The organism is Haloactinospora alba (genome assembly GCF_006717075.1).
Taxonomy (GTDB): domain Bacteria; phylum Actinomycetota; class Actinomycetes; order Streptosporangiales; family Streptosporangiaceae; genus Haloactinospora; species Haloactinospora alba.
Map to the genome: position 1 here is coordinate 533,312 of NZ_VFQC01000002.1, position 24,387 is coordinate 557,698.

General features: G+C 69.2%; 32 protein-coding genes and 1 pseudogene. 21 read left to right on the forward strand and 12 right to left on the reverse strand.

Going from position 1 to position 24,387, the window contains the following annotated elements:
- Nucleotides 1–63 precede the first annotated feature (63 nt).
- Nucleotides 64–720, forward strand: coding sequence for a TetR/AcrR family transcriptional regulator (locus tag FHX37_RS20100; protein ID WP_141925753.1), 657 nt, complete (start codon nt 64–66; stop codon nt 718–720).
- Nucleotides 721–1,075: 355 nt separating this feature from the next.
- Here the strand turns inward: FHX37_RS20100 and FHX37_RS20105 are convergent, their stop codons facing one another.
- The 3 genes from FHX37_RS20105 to FHX37_RS20115 all read right to left on the reverse strand — a co-directional run bounded on the left by FHX37_RS20105 (nt 1,076) and on the right by FHX37_RS20115 (nt 3,716).
- Entirely contained in the window at nt 1,076–1,570 is a 495-nt protein-coding gene (locus FHX37_RS20105) for a hypothetical protein (RefSeq protein ID WP_141925754.1), read from the reverse strand.
- A 419-nt stretch (nt 1,571–1,989) separates the two neighbouring features.
- Complete coding sequence (locus tag FHX37_RS20110) at nt 1,990–2,925, reverse strand: quinone oxidoreductase family protein (RefSeq protein ID WP_141925755.1); 936 nt, start codon at nt 2,923–2,925, stop codon at nt 1,990–1,992.
- Nucleotides 2,926–3,008: 83 nt separating this feature from the next.
- Complete coding sequence (locus FHX37_RS20115; RefSeq protein WP_141925756.1) at nt 3,009–3,716, reverse strand: class I SAM-dependent methyltransferase; 708 nt, start codon at nt 3,714–3,716, stop codon at nt 3,009–3,011.
- A 189-nt stretch (nt 3,717–3,905) separates the two neighbouring features.
- Here FHX37_RS20115 and FHX37_RS20120 point away from each other — a divergent pair, with 189 nt between their 5' ends.
- The 5 genes from FHX37_RS20120 (at nt 3,906) to FHX37_RS20140 (ending at nt 7,294) form a co-directional block, all read left to right on the forward strand.
- Nucleotides 3,906–4,721: an SDR family NAD(P)-dependent oxidoreductase gene (locus tag FHX37_RS20120; RefSeq protein WP_141925757.1), complete on the forward strand. Its 816-nt coding sequence runs from the start codon at nt 3,906–3,908 to the stop codon at nt 4,719–4,721.
- 4 nt (nt 4,722–4,725) lie between these two features.
- Nucleotides 4,726–5,169, forward strand: coding sequence for a pyridoxamine 5'-phosphate oxidase family protein (locus FHX37_RS20125; RefSeq protein ID WP_141925758.1), 444 nt, complete (start codon nt 4,726–4,728; stop codon nt 5,167–5,169).
- Between the two features lie 104 nt (nt 5,170–5,273).
- The gene (locus tag FHX37_RS20130) at nt 5,274–5,537 is read left to right on the forward strand and encodes a phosphoribosyl-ATP diphosphatase (protein ID WP_141925759.1); all 264 of its coding nucleotides are present in this window, start codon (nt 5,274–5,276) and stop codon (nt 5,535–5,537) included.
- Between the two features lie 86 nt (nt 5,538–5,623).
- Nucleotides 5,624–6,478 (forward strand): ATP phosphoribosyltransferase, encoded by an 855-nt coding sequence (hisG, locus tag FHX37_RS20135; RefSeq protein WP_141925760.1) that lies wholly within the window; start codon nt 5,624–5,626, stop codon nt 6,476–6,478.
- A gap of 114 nt (nt 6,479–6,592) precedes the next feature.
- On the forward strand, nt 6,593–7,294 hold the full coding sequence (locus tag FHX37_RS20140) for a spermine/spermidine synthase domain-containing protein (protein ID WP_141925761.1): 702 nt from the start codon (nt 6,593–6,595) through the stop codon (nt 7,292–7,294).
- Nucleotides 7,295–7,453: 159 nt separating this feature from the next.
- On the opposite strand, the gene FHX37_RS20145 is transcribed toward FHX37_RS20140, so the two are convergent.
- The 3 genes from FHX37_RS20145 to FHX37_RS20155 are packed head-to-tail and all read right to left on the reverse strand — an operon-like array spanning nt 7,454 to nt 8,357.
- Entirely contained in the window at nt 7,454–7,651 is a 198-nt protein-coding gene (locus tag FHX37_RS20145) for a hypothetical protein (RefSeq protein ID WP_141925762.1), read from the reverse strand.
- Complete coding sequence (locus FHX37_RS20150) at nt 7,648–7,866, reverse strand: MerR family transcriptional regulator (RefSeq protein WP_246062463.1); 219 nt, start codon at nt 7,864–7,866, stop codon at nt 7,648–7,650. The genes FHX37_RS20145 and FHX37_RS20150 overlap by 4 nt, the downstream gene beginning before the upstream one ends.
- Nucleotides 7,863–8,357, reverse strand: a complete 495-nt coding sequence (locus FHX37_RS20155) for a hypothetical protein (RefSeq protein WP_141925764.1) — start codon at nt 8,355–8,357, stop codon at nt 7,863–7,865. Before FHX37_RS20155 ends, FHX37_RS20150 begins: the two co-directional genes overlap by 4 nt.
- Before the next feature lie 234 nt (nt 8,358–8,591).
- Here FHX37_RS20155 and FHX37_RS20160 point away from each other — a divergent pair, with 234 nt between their 5' ends.
- From FHX37_RS20160 to FHX37_RS20175, 4 genes are all read left to right on the forward strand, one after another.
- On the forward strand, nt 8,592–9,398 hold the full coding sequence (locus tag FHX37_RS20160) for a helix-turn-helix domain-containing protein (protein WP_141925765.1): 807 nt from the start codon (nt 8,592–8,594) through the stop codon (nt 9,396–9,398).
- The gene (locus FHX37_RS20165; RefSeq protein ID WP_141925766.1) at nt 9,385–9,570 is read left to right on the forward strand and encodes a DUF397 domain-containing protein; all 186 of its coding nucleotides are present in this window, start codon (nt 9,385–9,387) and stop codon (nt 9,568–9,570) included. The genes FHX37_RS20160 and FHX37_RS20165 overlap by 14 nt, the downstream gene beginning before the upstream one ends.
- A 280-nt stretch (nt 9,571–9,850) precedes the next feature.
- Nucleotides 9,851–10,261 carry a VOC family protein gene (locus FHX37_RS20170; RefSeq protein ID WP_141925767.1) on the forward strand — a complete coding sequence of 137 codons (411 nt, stop codon included), beginning with the start codon at nt 9,851–9,853 and terminating at the stop codon, nt 10,259–10,261.
- Between the two features lie 96 nt (nt 10,262–10,357).
- The gene (locus FHX37_RS20175; protein ID WP_141925768.1) at nt 10,358–10,543 is read left to right on the forward strand and encodes a DUF397 domain-containing protein; all 186 of its coding nucleotides are present in this window, start codon (nt 10,358–10,360) and stop codon (nt 10,541–10,543) included.
- 218 nt (nt 10,544–10,761) lie between these two features.
- Here FHX37_RS20175 and trxA read toward each other — a convergent pair whose 3' ends face one another.
- On the reverse strand, nt 10,762–11,148 hold the full coding sequence (gene trxA, locus FHX37_RS20180) for a thioredoxin (protein WP_141925769.1): 387 nt from the start codon (nt 11,146–11,148) through the stop codon (nt 10,762–10,764).
- 201 nt (nt 11,149–11,349) lie between these two features.
- On the opposite strand from trxA, the gene FHX37_RS20185 reads away from it, so the two are divergent.
- On the forward strand, nt 11,350–11,715 hold the full coding sequence (locus FHX37_RS20185) for a YidH family protein (RefSeq protein WP_141925770.1): 366 nt from the start codon (nt 11,350–11,352) through the stop codon (nt 11,713–11,715).
- Here FHX37_RS20185 and FHX37_RS20190 read toward each other — a convergent pair.
- The 3 genes from FHX37_RS20190 to FHX37_RS20200 form a co-directional block, all read right to left on the reverse strand.
- Entirely contained in the window at nt 11,703–12,716 is a 1,014-nt protein-coding gene (locus tag FHX37_RS20190; protein ID WP_141925771.1) for an NAD-dependent epimerase/dehydratase family protein, read from the reverse strand. The genes FHX37_RS20185 and FHX37_RS20190 overlap by 13 nt on opposite strands.
- Before the next feature lie 71 nt (nt 12,717–12,787).
- The gene (locus FHX37_RS20195; protein ID WP_141925772.1) at nt 12,788–13,498 is read right to left on the reverse strand and encodes a PIG-L deacetylase family protein; all 711 of its coding nucleotides are present in this window, start codon (nt 13,496–13,498) and stop codon (nt 12,788–12,790) included.
- Nucleotides 13,499–13,641: 143 nt separating this feature from the next.
- Nucleotides 13,642–14,343: a WbqC family protein gene (locus FHX37_RS20200; protein ID WP_141925773.1), complete on the reverse strand. Its 702-nt coding sequence runs from the start codon at nt 14,341–14,343 to the stop codon at nt 13,642–13,644.
- Nucleotides 14,344–14,711: 368 nt separating this feature from the next.
- On the opposite strand from FHX37_RS20200, the gene FHX37_RS20205 reads away from it, so the two are divergent.
- Nucleotides 14,712–16,208: a glycosyltransferase family 2 protein gene (locus FHX37_RS20205; protein WP_141925774.1), complete on the forward strand. Its 1,497-nt coding sequence runs from the start codon at nt 14,712–14,714 to the stop codon at nt 16,206–16,208.
- Between the two features lie 139 nt (nt 16,209–16,347).
- Nucleotides 16,348–16,755, forward strand: coding sequence for a DUF3817 domain-containing protein (locus FHX37_RS20210; RefSeq protein WP_141925775.1), 408 nt, complete (start codon nt 16,348–16,350; stop codon nt 16,753–16,755).
- Here the strand turns inward: FHX37_RS20210 and FHX37_RS20215 are convergent.
- Nucleotides 16,737–17,594 (reverse strand): SURF1 family protein, encoded by an 858-nt coding sequence (locus FHX37_RS20215; RefSeq protein ID WP_246062464.1) that lies wholly within the window; start codon nt 17,592–17,594, stop codon nt 16,737–16,739. The genes FHX37_RS20210 and FHX37_RS20215 overlap by 19 nt on opposite strands.
- 557 nt (nt 17,595–18,151) lie before the next feature.
- Here FHX37_RS20215 and FHX37_RS23330 point away from each other — a divergent pair.
- From FHX37_RS23330 to FHX37_RS20250, 8 genes and pseudogenes are all read left to right on the forward strand, one after another.
- Nucleotides 18,152–18,844 (forward strand): annotated as a pseudogene (locus FHX37_RS23330) (SDR family oxidoreductase); the annotation flags it as partial.
- Nucleotides 18,845–18,903: 59 nt separating this feature from the next.
- The gene (locus FHX37_RS23925) at nt 18,904–19,074 is read left to right on the forward strand and encodes an SDR family oxidoreductase (protein WP_170181627.1); all 171 of its coding nucleotides are present in this window, start codon (nt 18,904–18,906) and stop codon (nt 19,072–19,074) included.
- A 233-nt stretch (nt 19,075–19,307) separates the two neighbouring features.
- On the forward strand, nt 19,308–20,075 hold the full coding sequence (locus FHX37_RS20225; protein WP_141925777.1) for an alpha/beta fold hydrolase: 768 nt from the start codon (nt 19,308–19,310) through the stop codon (nt 20,073–20,075).
- A 136-nt stretch (nt 20,076–20,211) separates the two neighbouring features.
- Nucleotides 20,212–20,709 carry a fluoride efflux transporter FluC gene (locus FHX37_RS20230; RefSeq protein WP_141925778.1) on the forward strand — a complete coding sequence of 166 codons (498 nt, stop codon included), beginning with the start codon at nt 20,212–20,214 and terminating at the stop codon, nt 20,707–20,709.
- Nucleotides 20,706–21,068 carry a fluoride efflux transporter FluC gene (locus tag FHX37_RS20235; RefSeq protein ID WP_141925779.1) on the forward strand — a complete coding sequence of 121 codons (363 nt, stop codon included), beginning with the start codon at nt 20,706–20,708 and terminating at the stop codon, nt 21,066–21,068. Before FHX37_RS20230 ends, FHX37_RS20235 begins: the two co-directional genes overlap by 4 nt.
- 133 nt (nt 21,069–21,201) lie before the next feature.
- Nucleotides 21,202–22,179 carry an ABC transporter ATP-binding protein gene (locus FHX37_RS20240; RefSeq protein ID WP_141925780.1) on the forward strand — a complete coding sequence of 326 codons (978 nt, stop codon included), beginning with the start codon at nt 21,202–21,204 and terminating at the stop codon, nt 22,177–22,179.
- Nucleotides 22,176–23,036, forward strand: coding sequence for an ABC transporter permease (locus tag FHX37_RS20245; RefSeq protein ID WP_141925781.1), 861 nt, complete (start codon nt 22,176–22,178; stop codon nt 23,034–23,036). Before FHX37_RS20240 ends, FHX37_RS20245 begins: the two co-directional genes overlap by 4 nt.
- An 82-nt stretch (nt 23,037–23,118) precedes the next feature.
- Nucleotides 23,119–23,382 (forward strand): helix-turn-helix transcriptional regulator, encoded by a 264-nt coding sequence (locus FHX37_RS20250; protein WP_141925782.1) that lies wholly within the window; start codon nt 23,119–23,121, stop codon nt 23,380–23,382.
- A gap of 54 nt (nt 23,383–23,436) precedes the next feature.
- Here the strand turns inward: FHX37_RS20250 and FHX37_RS20255 are convergent, their stop codons facing one another.
- A complete protein-coding gene (locus FHX37_RS20255) occupies nt 23,437–24,087 on the reverse strand; it encodes a class II aldolase/adducin family protein (RefSeq protein WP_141925783.1) in 651 nt (216 codons plus the stop codon).
- Nucleotides 24,088–24,387 lie beyond the last annotated feature (300 nt).

Genomic DNA, 24,387 nt, shown 5'->3' on the forward strand with positions numbered 1-24,387 from the left:
GGCATATGATCCCAATGAGCTAAAGTTAGTGCGTGAAATTGTTTTTGGGTATCCTGACCGGCGATGACGTCGGGCACAGGACCTCATGCGGACACCCACCTGCCCCTCCGCGAGCGCAAGAAGCGGCGCACCCGCCGCGCGCTTGCGGACACGGCACTGCGTCTCTTCCGTGACAGGGGCTACGAGGAGACCACGCTGGAGGAGCTGGTCACCGAGGTCGAGGTCTCGATGCGCACCTTCTTCCGCTACTTCTCCTCCAAGGAGGACGTGGCCCTGGCGGCGGAGACGGAACTGTGGAACGCGTGGGTGGAGGAGTTCGTCCGCCGCGAGATCCGGGGTACGGCCCTGGAGGGCCTCCGGGACGCGGTGTTGTCCGCGCTGCGCGGTATGGACGAGGAGTGGTTCGACCGGCTGCTGCGGACCCGTCTACTGGCGGCGCGCACCCCCGCGCTGCGCGAACGCCACGCCAGCGCCTCCCACGACGCCGAGACGCGGCTGCTGCGGGAACTGGAGAACAGGTTCGGCACCGACAGCAGCGCGGACGTCCGCCTCCCCCTCCTCGCCGAGATGTCCCTGTCCGCTTTCCGCTGCGGCGGGAAGAACTGGCTGGCGGACAAACCCGGCGGCGCGCCCGACAACGGACGCGCCGCCCTCCTCAACCGGGTGGCGGAAGCCTTCGACGCGCTGCCCGGGAGCATGTCGCTGAGCCCGGGGTCCTGAAGCGGGGACCGGCGCGGTCCGCGTTCGGGTCGCTGGACGCCGGAGCCGCATGGTGGATTTCGGCCTTGCTGGTGGCGCCGAGACCGGGATTTCGGACGGGGATGCCGCCGAACGGGGGCGACGGTGCGTCCGCGTCGGATCCCGGGGGAGACGCGCACGCGGCCGCCGGGTCGCGCGAGACCGCGGGAAAGACACTTCTGGAGGTGCTCGGGGAGAGGGGCCCTGTCAGCGTGATGCTGCGGAATACGAACTTCCAAGGGGAGGATGGTTCTGGGTGGGCCGGTGGTCTTCCCGGGACACCCAGAACAGAATTATGGCAGTATTCCTTCTGGTTCTTTCTTTGTGGAACCCAGAATTACCACCAGTATGTTCCGTTGTTTCCGGAGGAGCAACTGTCCCCCGGTTGGTTCACGATGCACGCGCGGAACGCGCGGTTGCCGGAGGATGAGGTCGGATATCCGTAAGTGTAGATGCGCTCGCCGATGTGAGCGTAGGAGGCCAGGTCCCCGCTCCGGTCCCCGTCCGTGTCCACCTCGAACAGAACCCAGTCGCTACCCGAAGCGCCGATCGCCCGGCCCCAGCCGTACTGGGTGCCGTTGTACGTTCCGAACCGCACCTGGGCGGTTCCGCGGTGGAACTGGTAGGAGACCGAGGTCTGGGGGTTGGGAACCACGATCGGGTCGTCGAGCCAGTCCTGTTGGGCGGTGCTTCCTTGGCTGCCGAGTTCTCCTTGCGGCTGGACCTCTGCCCCGTCCGCGTGGGCCGGAGCGGTTCCCAGCACCATCGCCGCGGCGACGCCCGCGACACCGGCACCGGTGAGCTTGGTGGCGATACTGCGCTTCTTCGGCATTGGTTCCTCCACCACGGGGGATAGCTTTTTCTTCCGGGGAATTCCGCTGTGCGGTAAATCCCGATCCGTGAAGAAACTATGCCGGCGCGGCGCGGATGGCAATAATTTGCCCCGCGCGGTGAATGAGAGCAAGGTCATGTTTGATGTGCTCTCGGAAAATAATTTTCGGCGGGACAGAAAAAACATTTTTCCTTGTCCGGATCTTGGAAAGGGGAATTTCTTCCGCTTGGTGCACAGCGCGAATGCGGGGTCCTGCCCCCGGAAGAGGAACGCTCCGGGCCAGGTGCGGGACGAAGAAAAGCGGTGCCCCGCGAGGCGGGGCACCGCTGCTCGGTGTGGGCCATGGTGTGACCGGTGGCGGGATTCGGCTCTGAGGTGCTCCCGGTTTCGGTCCGGCTCCTCCGGTCAACAGTGCCGGATCAGAACTCCAGCACCAGGCGTCCTCGTACGCCGCCGGCCTCGAGCCTGCGGTGGGTCTCGGCCGCCTGCTCCGCGGGGAAGGTCTCGGCCACCCGCAGGGTGAGGGCCCCGTCCGCCGCGAGCCGCTGCAGCTGCGCGATCTTGTCCTGCCGGGTGAGGTAGTCCCCCACGAAAACCGAGTGCACCGTGATGCCGCGTTCGGTCTCGCCGGTGAACGGCCGCACCTGGGCGAGTCTCCCGCCGTCGCGCACGGCGGGAAGCGCGTCGGCGCCCAGCACCGCACCGTCGGCCAGACCGTCCACGCCCTCGGGCACCTGTTCCCGAACGCGGGACGCCACGTCCGCACCGCGTTCCACGATCACGTCCGCGCCCAGCTGGCGGACCAGGGGCTCATCCGTGGGGGCGGCGTCCGCCACGACCCGCAGCCCGTCCGCCTTGGCGAGCTGGACCACGTAGCCGCCGTAGGAGCCGGCGGCGCCGGTCACCCCCAGGGTCTGTCCGGGCTGCAGCGCCAGCTGGTCCAGTGTCATCCGGGCGGTGAGCCCGTTCATGAGCAGCGTGGAGGCCGCCGGGTAGCCCACCCCCTCCGGGATCCGCGCCACCGACTCGGCCGGGGCGACGATCCGCTCCGCGTAGGCGCCCTTGTTGGGGCCGATGGGCAGGACGACCGCCATGACCCGGTCGCCGACCTGCCAGTCGACGCCTTCCCCGACCTCGTCGATCTCCCCAGCGGCGTCCCAACCCGGGATGTAGGGCGGCTGGACGTCGTTCATGAACTGGGCGAAGGCGCCGCTGCGCAGTGCGGTGTCCGAGGGGTTGACCGTCGCGGCCCGGACGCGCACCCGCACCTCGCCGGGACCCGGCTGGGGGTCCGGCAGGTCGAGGGTCTTCAGCACGTCGGGACCGCCGAACGCGGTGAGGCCGATAGCCCGCATAGCTTCTCCTGTTCCCGCTTCTCGCTCACAGACGCTGGCGGCAACCGCGCCGCGCGGGCCGCTATTCCTCGCACACGGCGGTTTCAGCCCCGCTCCGGCTGGCGCAGGTGGTACACCCAGGCGGGAGGGACGTTGGCCAGTACCCGTTCCGTGTCGATTCCGTAGCTGTTCACCCACTCCTCCAGCACCCAGTTCGCCCGCACCTGGCGCAGGTACTTCTCGCGCGGGGCGACGACCGCCTTCACGGGTTTGGTGTACAGGTAACCGAAGAGGGACAGGTGCCCACCGGGACGCAGCACCGTGGAGTAGTACTCCAGGATCTCGCGGACCTCCGCCGCGGTGAAGTTGGAGAACGGGAGGCCGGAGATGATGACGTCGTAGCGCCGGTCCGTCCCCAGTTCGGTGACCAGCTCGGCGTGCACCGTCGCCTGGTCGGCGACCCGGGAGAGTTCCGGGTCGGTTTCCAGCAGTTCCGCCAGCCGCCCCGCGAACTCGGGGTTGGACTCGACGAAGTCCACCGTGTCGTCCTTGCGCATGTGCGCGGCGATGACGCGGGAGACAGCCCCGGTTCCGGCGCCCGCCTCCAGGATGGACAGCGGGGCGTCCGGCGGGTGGCGCTCGTCGAGGAACCGGCACAGCGTGGTGGCCAGGCTCGAACCGCTGGGCAGGATCGCGCCGGTCGCCCGGAACGTGCGCAACGCCTGGCGGACGAACAGTCCGGCGTCGCGCCCGGCTTCGCGCAACCGTTGCTCAGGACGTGTGGATTCAGAAGAGAACTGTGTCGCTGCCATGGCTGAACGGTAATGCCTGTCGGCCGCGCGCTGGGCCAGCGGGGCACCGTGTCGCGCTCCGGTGCCCGAGGCCGGGGCCGAGAGCCGGGCCCGGTCCGCCTCCGCTCGGCGGGGGAGGACGGTGCGGCTGCGGCACGTTCCCACCGGACAGGCCCCACCCCCACTGGACAGGGCCTACCATGCGGCGGCATGAGTGACTTCCGGTATTCCAAGACAGCCCTCGTAACCGGGGCTTCCAGCGGCATCGGCGCGGAGTACGCGCGCGTCCTCGCCGAGGGCGGCTACGCCGTCGTACTGGTGGCGCGCCGCACCGAGCTGGTCGACCAACTCGCCGCTGACCTGCGCGAACGTTACGGTGCCGCGGCCGCCCCCCTGGTCGCCGACCTCGGCACCCCCGAGGGTGTGGCGAAAGTCGCACGCCGGCTGCGCGCCGACGGTGCCGAGCCCCACGGGGAGGCCCCGGTGGACCTGCTGGTGAACAACGCCGGCCGTGGTGAGGGCGGCGAGTTCGCCGAGCAGGACCCGGACGGGGTCGACGCCATGCTCGACCTGAACACTCGGGCGGTGCTGCACCTGGCACGGGCGGTACTGCCGGTGCACCTGGCGCGGCGCGCCGCGGGCGAGCGCGGCCACCTGGGGGTGATCAACGTGTCCTCGATGGCGGGGGAACTGTCCCCCAACCCCGGCGGATCGTTGTACGGCGGGACGAAGAAGCTCGTCACGGCCTGGAGCGAGAGTGTGGCCGCGGAGGTCGCCGGCTCGGGGGTGCACGTCACCGCTGTGCTGCCGGGGTTCGTCCGTACCGACATGACACGCGGGGTGCAGGAGAGCGGGATGCCCGACGCGGCGTTCGTCGCCAGGGAGCGTGTGGTGCGGGAGTCGCTGCGCGCCTGGGCCGCGGGCCGGACCCGCGTCGTTCCGGGAGCGCAGTACAAGGCCGCGGCGGGGCTGCTGCGGGTGCTGCCACGGGGGCTTTCCGCCGCCGTCACCCGGCGCCTACGCTGACCCCATGCCCCCGGAACCGCGCGGCGCCCAGCGGCGCAAGGACGACACCCTGACCAGGCTGCACCACGACACCGACGTGTGGGTCGCCACCGCGGACCCGGACGGCGACGCCCACCTCGTCCCGCTGTCCTTCCTGTGGTGGGAGGGCAGCGTCGTCGTCGCCACCCCCGGGACCACACCCACCGCCCGCAACCTCGCGGCGGGGCGCGCGGTACGCGTGGCCGCGGGCGAGACGCGCGACGTCGTCATGATCACGGGCGCCGGCGGCACGCTGGGAGACGACCCGGGAGCGTGCGCGGACGCGTTCGCGGACAAACACGGCTGGGACCCTCGGGCCGAGGGCGGGTTCACCTACTACCGGGTGTTTCCCTCGCGGATCCAGGCCTGGCGGGAGGCCGACGAGATGCGGGGGCGGACCCTGATGCGCGACGGCACCTGGGTGGTGTGACCGGCCGTTGCCCCGGTGGTAGCGCTCTGCGGTGCTGGCCGCCGTCACCACCAGGGGCGGGGTGCGCCTAGGCTGGAAGGGCACGTCGCCTGAGGGAAGAACTGATGAAGACCTTCGAAGAGCTGTTCGCCGAGTTGTCCGAGAAGGCCCGCACCCGCCCCGAGGGGTCGGGAACCGTCGCCGCTCTGGACTCCGGTGTCCATTCCATCGGTAAGAAGGTCGTCGAGGAGGCCGCAGAGGCCTGGATGGCCGCCGAGTACGAGTCGGACGACCGTGCCGCCGAGGAGATCTCCCAGCTCCTCTACCACCTTCAGGTGCTGATGCTGGCGCGGGGACTGCGCCTGGAGGACGTGAACGAGCATCTCTAGGCCGGAACGGCGCTCCGCGCCGGACCCGGCCGCGTCGCTGACGCTCGTGACCACGTCCATTCTCGTTGGGAGGGAACCTACCTCTGATGCCGGACCAGCTCCGTATCGCCGTACCGAACAAGGGCCAGCTCGCCGACCCCGCCAGCGCCATGCTCAGCGAGGCCGGATACCGCCAGCGCAGGGACTCGCGCGACCTCATCATGGTCGACCCGGACAACGACACCGAGTTCTTCTTCCTGCGCCCCAAGGACATCGCCGTCTACGTCGGTGAGGGAATCCTGCAGGTCGGTATCACCGGCCGGGACATGCTGCTCGACTCCCGCGCCCCGGTGGACGAGGTCCTCCCGCTCGGGTTCGGCGGCTCCACCTTCCGTTTCGCCGCCCCGGGCGGTTCCGCCATGAAGGTCGAGGACCTGCAGGGCAAACGGGTCGCCACCTCGTTCCCCGGCGTGTTGAGCGGCTATCTGGAGGACAACGGGATCGACGCCCGGGTGATCCACCTGGACGGTGCGGTGGAGACCTCCATCGAGCTCGGCGTCGCCGACGCCGTCGCCGACGTGGTCTCCACCGGGACGACGCTGCGTAACGCGGGCCTGGAACTGTTCGGGGAGCCGATCCTCACCTCCGAGGCGGTGGTGATCCGCCAGCACGGCGCGGAGGACGACCCGCAGGTGGAACAGCTGCTGCGGCGGCTGCGCGGTGTCCTCCTCGCCCGCGACTACGTGATGATGGACTACGACGTCCACGCCGAGCGGCTGGACAACGCGGTGGCGCTCACCCCGGGGATGGAAGGTCCGACCGTGTCCCCGCTGCACCGCGAGGGCTGGGTGGCGGTGCGTTCGATGGTGCCGCGCCGCGACGCCCAGCGGATCATGGACGACCTGTGGGAGCTCGGAGCCCGGGCGATCCTCGTGACCGACATCTACGCCTGCCGGTTGTGACCCCGGTCCCACCGGTTCTGGCGGCCCTGTCGCGCCCGGTCGGCGGGTGCGACAGGGGCGGGTCGCGTCGCCCGTGGTTCGGCCCCCGGTTGCGGCCGTGGGAGGGACCCGGACATGAGCACCGACAACATCGCCGACTGGCTACCGCAGGAGCCGCGCCCGCGCGTGGTCGCCCGGGAGGAGGCACGGGCTGGCGGGGAGCTGGCGCTGCGGCGTGACGGCGGCGACTACGAGGTGATCAGCAACGGGGTGTTCCTGATGGACACCCGTGGCGGCGCCTCGGAACGCGAACTGGTCCGGGCGCCCCTGTCCGCCCTGTCCGGACGGGACGAGGTCCGGGTGCTCGTCGGAGGGCTCGGTGTCGGGTTCTCGGCCCGGGAAGCCCTGGACGACCCCCGAGTGGTGCGGGTGCGGGTGGTGGAGCTGGAACCGGCCGTGCTCCGGTGGCACCACGGTCCGCTCGCCGACGTCGCCGGGAACCTGCCGCATGAGCCGCGCTGCGAGCTGGTGTGCGCCGACGTCATGGAGCACCTGACGGCCGCCGCCGGTGCGGGGGAGACGTTCGACGCCGTGTGTATGGATGTCGACAACGGGCCGGACTGGACGGTGACGGAGGGCAACGACCGGCTGTACCAGCCGCGGGGGCTGGAGCTGGTGCGGCGGGTGCTCGCCCCGGACGGCGTGGCCTCCTGGTGGTGCGCCGCACCCGCCCCCGGGTTCGCGGCGTCCCTGCGGTCCCGGTTCGGCGAGGTGGCCGCGGTCGAGGTGCCCGTGGCGCGCGGCGAGCCCGACGTGATCTACACGGCCCGGACGTGACCCCGTGCGGGTCGGGTGGAAGCCGTTGAACCCCGGTAGCGACGGACATCGTCGTTGTCCACGTGTCGGCGCGGGGCGCATACGTGGTTTTCCTCGATCTCGACGCCAGCGGCGGATCCCGCACCCGGCGAGAAGCTGGGTGCGGGATCCGCGCGGGGGTTAGTGGTCGTAGTGGGGCGGGATTGCGGTGTCGGTGTCGTCGGTGTTTTCGTCGCCGAGCCAGGTGTCCACGCAGGTGTGGAGTTCCTGCAGGGTGTCGTGGATCTGGTTGGGCCACAGGGCGCCGCCCTCCATGGCCTGGGTGAGCTGCTCCAGTAGGTCGCGTAGTTCGCGGCGTTCGTGGGGGGTGAGGTTCACGCTTGGCCACCTCCCTGGTCCTGGTGGTGGATGGTGGCCATCAGGGTGTGGACGTCCTGGGGCAGGAAGCGGCGGTGTCCGCCCGGGGTGACCAGTGCCGGGGACAGGCGCCCCTCGCGTACCCAGGTGTTGACGGTCGAAGTAGTCACACCGAAGGCTTCGGCCACGTCACCGGGACGCAACAGGGTCGTGGGCCAGTTCTCGGGGATCGTCACTGGACCACCTCCGCACGGTTCTCCTCGTGCTGGTCCAACCATTGGCGCACCAGTGGGGACAACTCCGCGCGCACGTCGTCCAACCCGTCGCCGTAGACCGGCGGGGCGGGAGACTCAGGCGCGGGGGCAGCACCGCAAGCCGGGCAGGCCCCCTGTTCCTCCCGCTGTTGGCGGTGGCGCTCGAACTCGGTCACATACGGACGCACGGGGGTGTGCTCCTGCGGGTCGAGCAGCTCGGGTTCGGGAAACGCGGCCGGTGCAACTATGCCGCTGTCCACGTCCTGGTAGGAGATCCTGGCTTGGTCATGGGTTCCACTCCGTGGCGAAGGAACGGTGAACCGCCGGGCTGTGCCTCGCCTCGCGGGTAGTGGTGCGGCATGTGGGATCGAACGTTCGTAGCGATCCCGGTAGCGCGTAGGAGGGAACAGGGCGACGGCGAGCATCACAAGCAGCGTCCACAGGGACGCGAGGGTGCGAATAAACTGGGGCACCGTCATCGACTCCTCGTCAGTCGGTGGCTCGCCCCGGAGTGGTGAGGTCACTCGCGGGGCTCTTCTGTGATGCCTCGGGCGTGATCAGCTGTTACTAAAGAATCACGTCCGGGGCTTTTTGCTCTGCTACTTCAGTATCTCGCTACACCAGTTGATCTGCTAGTTGGGCTACAAGATCTGTGCTTTTCTTAGAAGCGGTAGCGGTATGTAGCGCCATTGGAGCATAATTGCGTCATGGTGGAGCGCATCAACGAGAGATGGAAACGTTGGGGCGCCGAGTTGCAGCGGATACGGCTTCACTCTGGTGAAACAATGCAAAGCTTGGCGCAGAAAGCAGCTATTAGCCGCCAGTTGATCGGAAAGTACGAGCAAGGTACACGTGCACCAAGTCGGGATAAAGTGGACGCATTAGATGACGCTCTCGCTACAGGAGGGCGGTTGCGTCAGTATCGCGCGGAACTCATGGAAGACGCTCACATCCCAGCAGAGTTCCGTGATGCCTTGTTGATGGAACAGCGTAGCCAGGAGATCCGCGAGTATCATTCGGTTCTGATTCCTGGCCTGTTGCAAACAGCGAGTTACGCACGTTCCCTCGTTTCTGCTCGTCGGGTCCGCGACACCCCCGAGCAGATAGAGCAGATTGTTGCTACTCGTACCGAACGTCTGAAACAGCTTCGTGAGACCCGCCCCCTGCTCTGCTTCGTCGTAGACGAGGTGGCAATCTCCCGTACTGTCGGGGATGAGAAGATCATGCAGGAACAACGGAACTGGCTCATCGAGCTCGCTGAGCGGGGTACCATCCGACTGCAGTTGATAACGAACCTTCCCCGTCATCCAGGACTATGCTCACCCTTCCGGCTGATGAGCCTGGACGGTTCCCGGGCGGTAGCTTTTTTGGAAGATGCTCTCGGAGGGCGTAGCGCAACCAAGCCACAGGAAATAGCTGAACTCGGTACAGTGTTCGGTCTCCTCCAGGCTGAGGCGCTGTCGCCTGACGCGTCGATCGAGCGTATAAGGGAAACGAATCATGTACGAGCGTGACTGGCACAAGAGCAACCACAGTGACGGTGGTGGCGGTAACTGCGTCGAGGTCCGGGAGTCGGCTGTTAGGACTGACGTGCGCGACACCCAGAACCGGCGGGACGGGCACCTGTCGTTCTCCGCCTCCGAGTGGCGGGCGTTCCTCGCCGACGTGCGCGCCGACCGGCTGTAACCCCCGCCGTGGCCCGTGGCGCACGGGGCACGGCCACGGGACATGAGCACGTGCGCGCCGCCGTGCCCGGGGGCCGCCACGGAAGACGGAACCAGCGTGTCCGACGCGGCCCGCACACTCCGTGCGGCTGTCTGGGATCGGGCTCCGCTGCGGTACCGGAGCGGAGCCCGGTGGCGGCGGGTGGACGACGGCTCGGACCCGCGCGGCGGACAGGCCAGTGTCAGTGCCACCGGGCATGATGGCGGGGTGCTCGTGTTCCCGACCTCCGAGGGGAGACCCGATGGCCACCACGGTGCCGCAGAAGATCACGACGTTCCTGATGTTCGAGGGCGCGGCCGAGGAGGCGATGACCTTCTACGTGTCCCTGTTCGAGGACTCCGAGATCCTCGACATCACCCGGTACGGCGCCGGTGAGGCCGGCCCCGAGGGGAGCGTGTGGCACGCCAGCTTCTCCCTCGCCGGACAGAGGTTCATGTGTATCGACAGCCACGTGTCCCACGGGTTCGGTTTCACCCCGTCGATGTCGCTCTTCGTCCAGTGCGGGACCGAGGAGGAGATCGACCGCCTCCACACCGCGCTCTCCGACGGGGGCGAGACGCTGATGCCGCCGGACTCCTACGGTTTCAGCGCCAAGTTCGCCTGGGTGAACGACCGTTTCGGGGTCTCCTGGCAGTTGAACCTGGCCGAGTGAGGGATCGGTCCGGGGACGTCGCTCCGGGCCGTCCGGACCGTGCGAAGGCATCGTCCGGCGTGAGCCGGGCCGATGGAGTGTGGGAGGAGACGGATCATGCGCGAACGTGACTGGCACAAGTCGTCATACAGCGACGGTGGTGGCGGTAACTGCGTCGAGGTCCGGGAGTCGGCTGCCGGGGTCGCAGTCCGCGATTCCCGGAATCGGCGGGAGGGGAACCTGTCGTTCTCCGCGTCCGAGTGGCGGTCGTTCCTCGCCGGTGTGCGCGCCGACCGCCTGTGACCGTCTACCGGGCCCGTCACGCACGGGCCCGCCGCACGGGTCACGGGGTTTGTTCGGGCAGCGGCTGCGTCGCCCGGGGAACAGCGTTCGGGAGGCCGCGGTGCTTCCGCCGGCGTCGCCGCACCGGTCCCACCGGTGTCCCGGCGGTAGCGCCGGACACGAGCTCCGGCAGGGGACACGCGCGCAGCGCACCCCCGCGGGCGTGGGAACGGCGCAGGTCATTCCTCCTGCTGCGCCGTGCCGTCGGCCTGCTGCTTCTCGATCTCCTTGCGGACCTCGTCCATGTCGAGCTCGCGGGCCTGCTTGATCAGGTCCTCCAGGGCGTCCTCGGGGAGGGCGCCGGGCTGGGAGTAGATCACGGTCTGTTCCCGCACCACCATCAGGGTGGGGATGGACTGGATCTCGAAGCTGGCGGCGAGCTCCTGCTGGTTCTCCGTGTCGACCTTGGCGAAGGTGAGGTCCGTGTGCTGCTCGGACGCCTTCTCGAAGATAGGGGCGAACTGCTTGCACGGTCCGCACCATTCGGCCCAAAAGTCGATCAGGACGAAGTCGTTCTGGGTCAGGGTCTCGTTGAAGTTGTCCTTGGTGAGCTCGATGGTTGCCACGCGTTTCTCCTGGGTGCGGATCGTTTGGTGTTCTCCCGTTCCCCTGTAGAGCGGCAACGTCCCCGCGTTTTGTTCCTGACGCGTGGCCACGAACGTGTCCGGTTCGCGTTGGCCCTCGTTCCAGGCGGACCAGGCCAGCGTATGCTGTTGTGGCGAGTATGCCTGTGTCGTGGATGTAGCCGTGGGTGCGGGAGGTGACCAGTGGGGCCGCGTCCAGGTGCCGGAGCGGGCGACGACGAGGACGCGGAGCCGGACTACCGGTTCACTCTGGCCAACGAGCGTACGTTCCTGGCGTGGATACGCACGGCGTTGGCGCTGATCGCCGGGGCGGTGGCGGTGCTGCACCTGTTGCCGCTGGACTGGCGGCCGGGGCTGAACCTGGCCGTTGGTACCGGCCTCGCGGCTCTCGCCATCGTCATCACCGTGTACGCGCCGTGGCGGTGGATGCGGGTGCAGCGGGCGATGCGCCGGGGGCAGTCCCTTCCGGTGAGCGTGCTTCCGGCGATCACCACGGTCGGGGTCGCGTTGGTGTCCATCCTGGTCCTGTTCGGCAACTACTGGCCCTGAGCGGGCACGGCGGGTGTGTGTTCCAACGGGGCGGTTGCCGGGGCGGACCGGGCGTGGGCGGCGACCGAGGTGATGATGTCGTCCAGGGCGCGCCGCGGCGCGTAGCCGATGAGCTCGCTGGCCAGTGACAGGTCGGGCATCCGCCGCTGCATGTCCTCGTACCCGTCGCCGTAGGCCTCCTGGTACGGGATGTGCCGGATCTCGCTGGAGGAGCCGGTCAGTTCGAGGACGCGGTCCGCCAGCCCCTTGATGGACACCTCCTCCCGGCCGCCCAGGTTGACCGCCGTGCTCGTCGCGGTCGGTGCGGTCAGCAGTTGGACCATGGCGGGTACGACGTCGAAGACCGAGCCGAAACACCGCCGCTGGGTGCCCTCCCCGTAGACGGTGATGGGTTCCCCGGACAGGGCCTGTTGGACGAAACGCGGTATCACCATCCCGTAGCGCCCGGTCTGGCGCGGTCCCACGATGTTGAAGAACCGGGTGATGACGCAGGGCAGTCCGGACTCCGTGGCGTAGATGTGCGCGACGAGCTCGTCGAGCCCTTTCGCCGCGGCGTAGGACCACCGACTCTTCAGCGGTGACCCCAGGATCCGGTCGTCGTTCTCGGTGAGGCCGTCGGAGTCGTTCTTGCCGTACACCTCGCTGGTGGAGGCGATGAGGAAGCGCGCCCGCTGCGCGGCGGCCGCCTCGATCACGTTCTCGGTTCCGTGCAGGTTGGTGCGCAGCGACCGCAGCGGCTGGTCCACGATGGTGTGGACACCGACGGCGGCCGCGAGGTGGAAGACGCTGTCACACTCGGCGACGAGCTCCCTCACCAGGTCGGCGTCCAGGATCGACCCCTGGACCATGCTAAAGGCCGGGTCGTCGGTGAGGTGAGCGATGTTGGAGACATGGCCGGTGGAGAGGTCGTCCAGAGCGACGACGCTGTGGCCGTGGGTGACCAGATAGTCGCACAGGTGCGAGCCGATGAAGCCGGCACCTCCAGTGACAAGGGCTTTCACGTTTCCCCCTATCTCGGACGCGGACGGGCGCGGGGCGGTTTGGCTCGGGTGGAACCGGTGGGCAGAGCGGGTCACGCGAGCGAGCGCATCGTGTGGAACCCCTCCGCCAGAGCGGTTCCGCCCTGCATCCCGCGCAGGACGGCGAGACTGCGTAATGTCAGCTCGGATCTGGTGTGCGGGTGTTCGTGGGTTTGTGTCCCGTACAGCCGCATCGCCGAGGTTTTGGCCCCGATATCGTGCTCGGAGAGCTCCACGAGCAGGTCGGGTGAGGTCACAGCCTCGTAGTGCCACTGGTCGGCGGCCTCCTCGTAGGCCAGCACCAGTGGGGGGTGGTACCGCGACCGCCTGTCCGAGGGCCGTAGCGCGGTGTGTGCTGCTTCCGCCGTCACCTGGTGGTCCTGGTTGTAGCTGCTCCGGTGCGGTGCGCACACCACGGTGGGTCGCAGCGCCCCGACGGACAGGGGGCTGGTCCGTTCGATGGTGTTCACCAGGTCGAAGCGGGGGAGCCGGTCGAGCTTGAGGTGGTACTCGTCGCCGGGGAAAGCGATGTCCCAACCGTCCCACCGGAAGTGGTCCGCGACCCTCTTGATCTCCGTGTAGCGTTCGTGGGCGCTGGAGAAGCCCGCGGCCGAGTTGTCGGCGGTGTCCCCCACGGTGAGGAACTGGACGTGGACCTCCGCTCCGGCCGCTTTGGCCTTGTGCATCAACCCGCCGCACCCCAGCGTCTCGTCGTCGGGGTGGGGTGCGAGGATCAGCAGCCGTTGCCTGGACCAGTCGATCATATGCCGTATCCCGTCTGGGTGGAGAGAAGGATGTGAGGTAACGGACGGGCCGGAGCGGGCGGCCATGGTGTTGTGGGCCCTGGGAGAGGGTACGGGTTTCTCCCCGCGTGCTGCGGGGCGGAACAGCGCCCGTCAGACAGGGCCTACGCGCGGGCACGGCGCAGGACCTCCCTGCCGTCCGGGCCGGCGTTCAGTAGCAGGTCCAGCGCCGCCATCCGGGGAAGGAACTCGTCGCGGCCGCGGGAGTGCTGCGGGTACTCGGGGTGGTGGAAGTCCTGCCACTCCACACTGATCCCGTAGCGGGATAGGATGTCGAGATCGAGGTAGGAGCGGGCCCCGTCGCCGGAGAGCATGGTGGTGGCGCCCACCTTCGCGGAGAGCTGGGCGAGTAGTTCGCTTTTCTGGCCGGGGAACTCCCCGAGCTCGCTGGCGCGGACGAGGGGCGTCGTGATGCCGAACCCGTCCAGGACGAGCCGAGTGGTCGCTATGGCCAGCTCGGTGAGGCTGGACCACTCCTGCTGGTACAGCCGCAGGATTTCCGTTCCGAACTGTCCCCAGAAGGGCGCCCCTCGGTAACAGTGTTCCGCTAGTGTTCGCTTGTGCTTTTCGTTCCATTGCTGCGTGTTGTCTATCTTTTTGTCCGAAATCAGTTCGCCGCGGCTCTGCTGAACCACCGGGACCGTGAGTAGCACGGGCCCGTTCCTCGCAGCGACGTAGTTGCGGTTCTGCCATCCTTTACGCTCGTATTGCACGTTGTCGAGAAGGATAAAAACATCGCTGCGGTCGACTTTGTCCACGAAGCCGAGCCACGGAAGGTAGTGCGGTTGGTGCATGGCGACGCGCACGTTGCGTCCTCCCCGGCGTGGTTTCCTGCGTGCTCCCGGAGTGCGTGAGACGCTTCCTACAGCGGTGCGGTTGTCCGGGGGAAGAGCCCGACACTCCTCGGACGCCCCTCCAGGGCGCGGTGTCCAGCGGATTCCTGGATTCGGCTGCAATCGGCACAGAATGCGAAAAACCCTTGTACAGCGCTGGTATGTTTCTTCTTCCCGCTATATTGCATCAAGGGGGGAAGTAACCCGCAAGCCTATATGTGGCGATTCGGAAGACCTGCGTGAGTCGGTGTGCTAAACATGCTTTGACCTCGATATTTTCCGCTGATGCGTAGGATTTTTCACTTCTTCTCACCGCAGAAACGCACTCTGGAGGACGACTGGTGCGTACGGCACATTTCCTCGGAAACTGCCTAGGTGCGGCGCTCGCGCTCGCCGTCCTGGTGGTGTTCGTCACGCAGTGGCTGCGGTTCGTCCTCAGCGTGGACGGGGGGACCGGCCTGGCAGCGCTGTTCCTGTGGCTGGTGCTCGGCGTCAACATCACGGTGTGGGCCACGGTCGGGATGGTGCGCCTCGGTGACGACTCGGTGCGCGCCCTGGCCGACCGCACGAGACACCGGAGACAGACGTGGCGTTTCGGGAAACGGGGGCGCCACCACTCGGGAAGAGCGCGCCGCACCCCCGCCGGTCCCGAGGCAGAGGGAAGAACGGACAGCGGTTCGGCACCCGCCACCACGTCCGCACCGCAGGACCTCACCCTGGCCGTGATCATCCCCGCCCACAACGAGGAACCCGTCATCGCCGACGCGATCTCCTCGGCGCTGCGGCTGTTCCACCGCCGGGACGTCTACGTGGTGTCGGACAGCTCCCAGGACAGAACAGCCGACATCGCCGCGGAGACCGGGGTGAACGTTCTGGAGCTGCTCACCAACTACGGCAAGGCGGGCGCGCTCGACGCGGCCATCGAGACGTTCGAACTCACCGAACGCTACGACGGCGTCGTCCTGCTGGACGCGGACACCGAACTCGACTCCGCCTACGTGCGCGGGGTGCGGGAACAACTGAGCGACCCGAAGGTGGCCGCCGTGGCCGGGTTCGTCGTCGCCGACTGGGACCCGGCGGGGCGGACCGTGGTAGGCCGGCTGATCTCAGCCTACCGGGACCGGCTGTACTGGATGCTGCAGTACCTGCTGCGGTTCGGCCAGACGTGGCGCCACACCAGCGTCACCTCCATCGTCCCCGGGTTCGCCAGCGCGTACCGCTCCAGTGTGCTGCGGCAGCTGAACATCAACCCCAAGGGGCTGGTCATCGAGGACTTCAACATGACGTTCGAGGTCCACCACAAGCGTCTCGGCCGGATCTCCATGCGCCCGGGGACGAAGGCCTACTGCCAGGACCCGTTCACGTTCGGCGACTACGTCAAGCAGGTGCGCCGCTGGACCCTGGGGTTCTGGCAGACGGTGCGGCTGCACGGTCCGTGGCTGAGCCTGTTCTGGGTTGCCCTGGCCTGCTACATCCTGGAGATCCTGTTCGTCGCGCTGCTGCTCCTGGCGACGGCGTGCCTGGCGGTGTTCACCCTGCTCCCGGTGCTCACCGACGGGGCGGTGCTCAGCCTGGGGTGGTACGCCGCCGGCTACGAGGCGGTGACCGCCGCTCTCCCACTGACCGTGGTCGCGGTCGGTCTCCTCGTCCCGGACTACATCCTCACCTGCGTACTGGCTACCCTCCGGCGCCGGCCGAGCTACCTGGTGTACGGACTGTTCTTCCTGCCGATGCGGCTCGTCGACGCCTACCTCATCCTGCGCACCATCCCGCAGTCGTGGACCACCGCCTCCGACGGCCGGTGGAGCAGCCCCGACAGGGCCGCCACGCGGTTGTGACACAGCCGACCGCGTCGTTCCCCGCCCCCGCGGACGGGTACCCCCGCTGGGCACATAGGCTCTGGACGGAAGGGACCAATGAACCCCGGCGGCCGGGCCGCCGGAACGTCCGACCGCCCCCGTGCCACGAGGTGCCCCTGTGGACAAGAAGCGTCTGCCGTTCGCGCTGTACCGCGTGCTGGCCTATGTGACCGGAATCTTCCTGCTGCTGCTGACGTTCGTGGCGCTCCCGGCGAAGTACCTGATCGGCGAGACGGCCCGGTTCTCGCTGTGGGCGGCACCCGCCGGAACGGAGCAGTGGTTCGGGCAGGACTCGTTCCTGATGGCGCTGATCGCCATCCCGCACGGCTACGTCTACATGCTCTACGTGCTGGTCGTGCTGTGGCTGGCCGTGGGCCGGCGCTGGAGCGCCGGACGGACGCTCGGCGTGGTCCTGGCGGGAACCATCCCGGTCGCCGGGCTGGTGGTGGAACACCGCCTGTCCCGCGCGGAGGCCGCGAGTGTCCAGGGCGGACAGGGCCAGCAGCCTCAGCCGACCGAACGCTGAGACGCGGCCGGCTCGCCGGACGGGGAGTCCGTTCCGGAATCCGGGCTCCCGGTCCCAGTACCGTGTGACCCGTCCTTCCCTCCGGTGCCGCCCTCGGTCAGTTCGCGCCGCACCAGTGCCGCCCAGAAGACGATGACCGCGACCCCGAAGACCCCCCACTGGGCCGCGTAGCTCAGGTTGCGCCAGTTCCACACGGTGTCCGGCGGCGGCTGCGGCGGGGGGATGTTCCGCGGCTGGGTCTGCGCCGCCCCGGCCTCCGGCGCTGCCGGGTCCTGCTCCCCGAGGACGAGGTAGCCCTCGTAGAGCTGGTACGGCCACTCGTTCACGAGCAGGGACGGAGCGATCCGGGATATCTCCTCCTCGGGACTCGAGACGGGGACGTAGGCCTCTTCCTCCTCGCCCTTCTGCGGCGGGCGCAGCCAGCCGGTCGCGGTGACAGTGCCCTCGGGGAGGGGAGAGAGGGAACCGACGTCTTGGGCCTCGTCCTCCGGAACCCAGCCGCGGTTCACGGCCAGCGCGGTACCGTCGTCGGTGACGAGGGGGACGATCACGTAGTACCCGCGCTCGTCCTCCGGGGACAGCGCCGGAGCGAGGAGCTGCGCGTCAGTGTCGTAACGCCCCGTAGCCGTGACGGCGCGGTTCGCCTCGTCCTGCGGCATGTAGGCGCCCGGCTCCAGGACCGTGCCGAGGCTGGTGGCCTCGGAGAGGTCCTGCACCGGCGTGGTGATCGTCTCCCGGGTCGGCTCCTGGGCGCGGACGAACTGCCAGTAGCCGCACACGAAGCAGACAGTGACGGCCAGGACGGCCGTCAGATGGAGACCGATCCAGCGGGGTCGCAACAGCGGAAAGCGCACCTTTCCAGGTTATGCCCCCGACGGTTGGGGCCTTCAGCCCCCCGGAACAGGCTGGGCTCCCCCGGCTTGATGCGGAGTAGACCCGAATATGGAAATTACTTTAAGTGATTTTCCGTGACTGAGGGTTGTTAGAGCGTGCGGGCGTGGGTAGTCTATGGACCAGCGCTGGAGATAACAGCGCAGCGGACAGCACAGGCTTTTACGGGTCGCGACTCCAGGGGGGAGGAGTCCGCGACCGTTCCCGAGGCGAGGGCTGTCTCCGTGATTTTGAGGGGGGACACGGAGACGGCCCTCGCGTTTTCTTGTGCGGGGGCACGACCGGGGCCGGCTCCCGCGCCGTCCGTAGGGTCGAACCGGGCCGCGGCCCGGAACCCGCATGGCTCCGGCCGTTGGCTTCGCGGCGCCGCTCGGTCCCGACATCCCGCACGGAGCTAACATGACGTATGTCCAACGGAACCCCGGCGACGGGTCGGAACCGCCGCGACCAGCTCCGCGACTTCCTGCGTACCCGCCGGGCGCGGATCGCGCCCGGTGACGTCGGCATGGCGGCAGGAGGCAGGCGCCGCACCCCGGGGCTGCGGCATGAGGAGGTCGCCACCCTGGCCGGGGTGGGTGTGTCCTGGTACACCTGGCTCGAACAGGGCCGCGACATCAACGTATCGGTCGAGGTACTCGACGCGATCAGCGCGACGTTGCGTCTGACCGGCCCCGAACGCGCGCACCTGTACACCCTGGCCGGGCTCAATCCCCCACGTACCGGCGGGGAGCACGAAACCACAGTCCCTCCGGAGCTGATGCGGCTGCTCGACGGGTGGACGCCGCGCCCCGCGCTGCTCCAGGACCGGTACTGGAACCTGCTCGCGACCAACGGGGCCGCGCGGACGGTGTTCGGCTACGAGGGGACCGATGCCAACTGCCTGGTCGCGTTCTTCACCAGCGACCGGTACCGCGCCGCCCACGTCCACTGGGCGTCAGCGGCGCCGGGGGTTGTCGCCGCGTTCCAGCCGCACGGCGACGTCTCCGAGGCCGAGTTCGACCGGACGGTGAACACCAACGTCAAGGGAGTGTTCTTCGCCATCCAGAAGGCCGTTCCGCTGCTGACCGACGGCGCGGCTGTCGTGATCAACGCGTCGTGGACGCTGCACCGCGGTCTCCCCGGCGCCTCGCTCTACTCGGCGACGAAAGCGGCGGTGCACAACCTGACACACACCCTCGCGGCGGAACTGGGACCCGAGGGAGTACGAGTCAACTCCGTGAGTCCCGGCTACATCGAGACCGCGATGTTCCACGAGAAGTGCCGGTCGAGGAACAGCCCTCCGTCGTCGCCGGGGTCGTCTCCGGGCGTCTCGGCACCTCCGAGGACGTCGCCAACGCTGTCGCCTTCCTCGCCTCGCACGAGGCCTCCTACGTCAACGGGCAGGACCTGGTCGTCGACGGTGGCCTGGTGTCCTCCATCCCGGGATGACGGTCCGGACGGCCCGCGGGCCGGGCGTTTCAGCGCGGGCCGCGGTGCTACGGTCGGTTCCCCCGCGTGCTTGCGGGCGTGGTGCCCGCCCGTGCGGGTACGCTGCGCGCCGAACGGGATGAACGGTACGGCTCCACGCACAGCGGCGGCCCGCGGCGCCGCCGGAAGGGGCCGCGGCGGGGCTGGCCCGCCCCGGGGGCTGTTCACCCGCTGGTACCAGGAGGTCTGCATACATGACGGTCGTCCCGCTGCAGTACCGGTTCGACGGCCCCGAGGACGCGCCCACCGTGTTGCTGCTCCCTCCCCTGGGCACCCGGTGGTCGGTGTGGGAACCGCAGATGCCCGAGCTGGTGCGCAGACACCGCGTGCTGCGCGTCAACCACCGCGGACACGGCGACAGCCCGGCCCCGACCGGTGGTTACACCGTGGAGGAGCTGGGCGGCGACGTTCTCAGCCTGCTGGACGAGCACCGGGTGGGACGGCTGTCGGTCATCGGTTCGGACCTGGGAAGCGCGCTGGCCACGTGGGTCGCCACGGCCGCGCCCGGCCGGGTGCGGAGCCTGCTCCACCTCGCCGGGACGGCACGCACCCCCCGTCCGCACTGGTGGCGTGCCGTGGGGGAGCGCGCCGTGAGCGCGGGGATGGCCGGGATCGCCGGCGAGGTCACCGGCTCCTGGTTCACCCCCGCTTTCGCCCAGCGCTGCCCCGACGTGGTCTCCCGCATGGTCGGTGAGTTCCGGGAGCTCGATGCCACCGGTTACGCCGGATGCTGCGCCGCGCTGGCGGAACTGGACCAGCGGCGGCTCCTCGCCCGGGTGAGAGCGCCCACCGTGGTGGTCTCCGCCGCCCACGACCCGTTCCTGCCGCCGGGCCACGGCAGGCGGTTGGCGGACGGGATCGCGGGCGCGCGGTTCGAGGTGGTGCCCGGCGCCGCGCACCTTGTCGGTATCGAACGCCGCGACCGGGTGAACGAGCTGGTACGCGAGCACGTGGTGGGTTGAGGCCCGGGCAGGGGCGGGTCGTAGGATCGGTGCGGTGGTGGGGCCCACCGCGTCGGCCCTTCGGGCGGACGGAAACCGCGGCGCGTGCCGCCAACGGTCCCTGCAGTGCCTGCGTGTGGCAGTCAGGGAGGCGAGTGTGCGTAACCGGAGAAACCCGTACCCGGTCGATCCCGACCTCGACGCGCACGTGCCGCGGCAGCGCCGGGAGCTGTCCGGGGCGCCGTGGGCGGTACTCGGGGTGGTGGCCGCCGGGGGAGCGCTGGGGGCGCTCGCCCGCTACGGCGCGGGACTGGCCGTGCCGCGGGTGGCCGGCGGGGAGGTTCAGGCCACCCTCGCCGTCAACGTCTCCGGGTGCCTGCTGATCGGTGCCCTCATGGTGGTGGTGACCGAGGCCCGCGCTGGCGGGCGTCTGCTGCGGCCGTTCCTGGGGACGGGGGTCGCGGGCGGCTACACCACCTTCTCCGCCCACGTGGGGCAGTTCCGGGAGTTGCTGCAGTCGGGCGCCGCCGCGCCCGCCCTGGCCTACCTGGCGGGGACGCTGTTCCTGGCGCTCGCCGCGGTGTGGTTGGGAGTGGCGGTGACGCGCCGGGTGCTGCGCGTGCGGATCGCCGGTGAACGGGAGGTGCGGCAGTGACGGTCGTGCTGGTGATGCTGGGGGCGGCTGTCGGGGCGCCGCTGCGTTACCTCACCGACCGGTTCGTGCAGCTGCGGCACGACTCGGTGTTCCCGTGGGGCACCCACGCCGTCAACGCGACGGCCTGCCTGCTGCTGGGGTTCACGGTCCCGCTCGCCCTGCCGGAGTGGGCTGCGGCGCTGCTCGGAACGGGGCTGCTGGGGTCGCTGTCCACGTACTCCACGTTCGGCTACGAGACGTTCCGGCTGGCCGAGACGCGGTGGCGGTTCCTCGCGTTCGCCAACGCGGCCGCGTCCGTGGGCGCGAGCCTGGGGGCGCTCGTGCTCGGTGCCGCCCTGGCGCGGGCCCTGGCCGGGTGAGACGCTCCCCGGCCCCGCGCTCGTTCTGTCCTGTCTCCCCCGTAGGGGACCCCGGTTCGGTACAAGTTTCTTGTCACTATGTAGTACTAGTGCTATATATGGTTTAAGAAAGACTGCGAACGGAATGAGGAGTATGACAGAGACGGCGGCGGACACCCTGCCGTCCTCCGGTGCGGATGACGCACCGGAGGACGTGGTGGAGGTGGACGACCTTCGGATGCGCTACGGGAGCACCGACGTGCTCACCGGGGTGGGTTTCACCGCCCGCCGCGGCGAGGTCCTCGCGCTGCTCGGGCCGAACGGGGCCGGGAAGACCACCACGATCGAGATCCTGGAGGGGTTCCGCGCCCGCTCCTCGGGAACGGTGCGGGTGCTGGGCACCGACCCGATCAGCGGTGGCGAGGCCTGGCGGTCGCGGGTCGGGATCGTGCTGCAGTCCTGGCGCGACCACGGCAGGTGGCGGGTGCGCCAGCTCCTGGAGCATCTCGCCCGGTTCTACGTCCCCTACGGAGACCCGGAACGCGACCGGCCGCGGGAGACGGGCGCGCTGCTGGAGGCGGTCGGGCTCGCCGAACAGGCCGAGCACAGGATCCAGACGCTCTCCGGCGGGCAGCGCCGCCGGCTCGACGTCGCCATCGGCATCCTCGGCCGCCCCGAGCTGCTCTTCCTGGACGAGCCCACCGCCGGGTTCGACCCCGAGGCGCGGCGCGACTTCCACGACCTGGTGCACCGGCTGGCCGACGAGGAGGAGACCACCATCCTGCTCACCACCCACGACCTGGACGAGGCGGAGAAGCTGGCGGACCGCATCCTGATCCTCGCCGGCGGCGGCATCGTCGCCGACGGCAGTGCGGAGCAGCTCGCCCAGCGTGTGGAGAGCAACAGCGAGGTGAAGTGGACCCGCGGCGGGCAGCGTTTCGTGCACTCCGCGCCCGACGGTACGGCGTTCGTGCGGGAGCTGTTCGAACAGTACGGCACCGAGGTCAGTGACCTCGAGGTGCGCCGGGCGACGCTGGAGGACGTCTACATGGACCTGGTGCACCGGCACGAGTCCGGGCAGGCCGAGGGCGCGGCGGCGGCCGCGGCCGAGTTCGCGGAGGGGGAGCGATGAGGGGAAACACGACGAGCGTGGTACGGGCCGGCCTCTCCCGCGGATGGATCGAGTACCGGCAGAGCTTCACCAGCGGGCAGGACCTGTTCGCCTACTTCGGCATCTCGGCCATCTTCGTCACGATCGCCTACTTCCAACAGGACGCGGATCTACCGGAAGCCTCCCAGGTGTCGAACGGCGCACTGATGGTCGTCGGCACGCTGGGATTCCTGCTGACGATAGCGGGCCTGATGTCGGTGGCCCAGGTGCTGGCCACCGAACGCGAGGACGGGACGCTGCTGCGGGCCAAGTCCGTCCCGAACGGGATGCTCGGCTATCTGGTCGGCAAGTGCGTGCACATCCTGCTGATCACGGTGACGAACCTCGCCATCGTGCTGGTGGCCGCGCTGGTGCTGATCGACGGGGTGCGTATGCCCGGCGCTGCCGGCTGGGCCACGGCCGCGTGGGTCCTGGTGCTGGGGCTGCTGGCCACCGCGCCGCTCGGGGCCATATGCGGTTCGCTGGTCAGCAACCCCCGCACCGCGCCCAGCCTGCTCATGGTCCCCATCATGGGCGTCACCATGGCCTCGGGGGTGTTCTTCCCCATCACGTTCCTGCCGGAGTGGGCCCAGACCCTGGGCCAGGTGTTCCCGGTCTACTGGCTGGCGCTGGGCTTCCGGTCGGTGTTCCTGCCGGAGGCGATGGTCGCAGCCGAGATCGGGGAGAGCTGGCGGCATCTGGAGACGGCCGGTGTGCTCGGCGCGTGGGCGCTCGTGGGGCTGGTCGTGGCGCCGTTCGTGCTCCGCTCGATGGCGCGCCGCGAGTCGGGCTCACGCGTGGAGGCCGCGCGGCAGCGTGCGATGCAGCGTGCCGTGTGAGGCGCGGAGGACGCCGCGTCGCTTCCCGCGCGGCGCCAGGTAGAACGGGACACGGACACGCGTTGCGACAGCAGGGATGGCGATGAGCCCGCAAGGAAAGACCAGGACGGGGGCGGCGGGTGAGCAGATCTACAACCGCATCGCGGTACTGCGCGCCGAGCGCGGGATATCGCGGCGGCAGCTCGCCGAGACGCTGGGGGTGCACTACCAGACCGTGGGCTACCTGGAGCGGGGGGAGTACAGCCCGAGCCTGCACCTCGCCCTGCGGATAGCGCAGTACTTCGAGGTTCCGGTGGAGGTGGTGTTCTCCACCGAACCGTTCCCCCGGATCGGAAGCACCACGTGACCGGGCGGGGCCGCTCGGGCCCTGTCTGACGGACGCCGTCCGTCGAACAGGGCCTCAGAGGATGTCCGGCCCCGCCCAGTCGTAGGCCCCGCGTTGGCGGGTCCCGGCGAGTTCGTCCTCGGTCAGCACGCGCGGCGGGCCGAGGGACGCGGCGCGGATGTAGACGCCGCACAGCCACTCCAGCAGCTGCGCGTTCCCCAGCGCCTGGTGCACGTCCGCGCCGGTGGCGACACCGCCGTGGTTGGCCAGGAGGGCGGCGCTCTTCCCGGACAGCGCTTTGACGGCGTGGTCGGAGAGCTCCCCGGTGCCGTAGGTGGCGTAGTGGGTGACCGGGACCGCTCCACCGAGGAGCGCGGCGCTGTGGTGTACCGGAGGCAGTTCGGCGAGGACGGCGGACACGGCCGCGGCGTTGTCCATGTGAGCGTGGACGGCGGCACCCGTGCCGGGATCGCCGTGCTGGTAGACGGCCATGTGCAGGGTGGTCTCCGCCGCGGGGCCGCGCCGCCCCTCCACCACGCCTCCCTCGAGGGAGAGGACGGGGCAGTCCGCGGGTTCGACGCGGTCGAGCGGTACCCCGGCGGGGGTGACGGTGACGTGGTCGCCGGAGCGGATGCTGACGGTTCCACCGTCGCCGCGGGCGAGGCCGCGTTCGGCGAGAGTGCGTGCGGTGACGCACACGTCTCTGCGTTCCTGTTCCAGCAGCATGGGTCCTCACGGGCCAGGGACGGGTCGTCACGGTGGGGGAGCGCTCCCGACGCCGCCCGGTCTCATTAGGTTTGCCTAACCGATCTTACCGGGTTTTGGGGCGTTATGGGAGGGGTGTGGGATACGGCACTTTTGTCCAGCGTTCCGGAGAGTGTGGGCGCGCGACAGGGGGGCGGCCCCGGCATGCAGCGCGAGTCGGCGGCTGCGGCTTGTTCGTGAGATTACTTAAAGTAATCAATTTTGGGTGCGTTGCGTGATGCGAATCACCGCTGCACGTCTAAAATCGGGGTGTTTTGCCTG

What these genes read in the sequence shown, in the direction of transcription:
- FHX37_RS20100 (WP_141925753.1), top strand. Translation starts at nt 64, where the DNA reads ATGACGTCGGGCACAGGACCTCATGCGGACACCCACCTGCCCCTCCGC.
- FHX37_RS20105 (WP_141925754.1), bottom strand. Translation starts at nt 1,570, where the DNA reads ATGCCGAAGAAGCGCAGTATCGCCACCAAGCTCACCGGTGCCGGTGTC.
- FHX37_RS20110 (WP_141925755.1), bottom strand. Translation starts at nt 2,925, where the DNA reads ATGCGGGCTATCGGCCTCACCGCGTTCGGCGGTCCCGACGTGCTGAAG.
- FHX37_RS20115 (WP_141925756.1), bottom strand. Translation starts at nt 3,716, where the DNA reads ATGGCAGCGACACAGTTCTCTTCTGAATCCACACGTCCTGAGCAACGG.
- FHX37_RS20120 (WP_141925757.1), top strand. Translation starts at nt 3,906, where the DNA reads ATGAGTGACTTCCGGTATTCCAAGACAGCCCTCGTAACCGGGGCTTCC.
- FHX37_RS20125 (WP_141925758.1), top strand. Translation starts at nt 4,726, where the DNA reads ATGCCCCCGGAACCGCGCGGCGCCCAGCGGCGCAAGGACGACACCCTG.
- FHX37_RS20130 (WP_141925759.1), top strand. Translation starts at nt 5,274, where the DNA reads ATGAAGACCTTCGAAGAGCTGTTCGCCGAGTTGTCCGAGAAGGCCCGC.
- hisG (WP_141925760.1), top strand. Translation starts at nt 5,624, where the DNA reads ATGCCGGACCAGCTCCGTATCGCCGTACCGAACAAGGGCCAGCTCGCC.
- FHX37_RS20140 (WP_141925761.1), top strand. Translation starts at nt 6,593, where the DNA reads ATGAGCACCGACAACATCGCCGACTGGCTACCGCAGGAGCCGCGCCCG.
- FHX37_RS20160 (WP_141925765.1), top strand. Translation starts at nt 8,592, where the DNA reads ATGGTGGAGCGCATCAACGAGAGATGGAAACGTTGGGGCGCCGAGTTG.
- FHX37_RS20165 (WP_141925766.1), top strand. Translation starts at nt 9,385, where the DNA reads ATGTACGAGCGTGACTGGCACAAGAGCAACCACAGTGACGGTGGTGGC.
- FHX37_RS20170 (WP_141925767.1), top strand. Translation starts at nt 9,851, where the DNA reads ATGGCCACCACGGTGCCGCAGAAGATCACGACGTTCCTGATGTTCGAG.
- FHX37_RS20175 (WP_141925768.1), top strand. Translation starts at nt 10,358, where the DNA reads ATGCGCGAACGTGACTGGCACAAGTCGTCATACAGCGACGGTGGTGGC.
- FHX37_RS20195 (WP_141925772.1), bottom strand. Translation starts at nt 13,498, where the DNA reads ATGATCGACTGGTCCAGGCAACGGCTGCTGATCCTCGCACCCCACCCC.
- FHX37_RS20225 (WP_141925777.1), top strand. Translation starts at nt 19,308, where the DNA reads ATGACGGTCGTCCCGCTGCAGTACCGGTTCGACGGCCCCGAGGACGCG.
- FHX37_RS20240 (WP_141925780.1), top strand. Translation starts at nt 21,202, where the DNA reads ATGACAGAGACGGCGGCGGACACCCTGCCGTCCTCCGGTGCGGATGAC.
- FHX37_RS20245 (WP_141925781.1), top strand. Translation starts at nt 22,176, where the DNA reads ATGAGGGGAAACACGACGAGCGTGGTACGGGCCGGCCTCTCCCGCGGA.
- FHX37_RS20250 (WP_141925782.1), top strand. Translation starts at nt 23,119, where the DNA reads ATGAGCCCGCAAGGAAAGACCAGGACGGGGGCGGCGGGTGAGCAGATC.
- FHX37_RS20255 (WP_141925783.1), bottom strand. Translation starts at nt 24,087, where the DNA reads ATGCTGCTGGAACAGGAACGCAGAGACGTGTGCGTCACCGCACGCACT.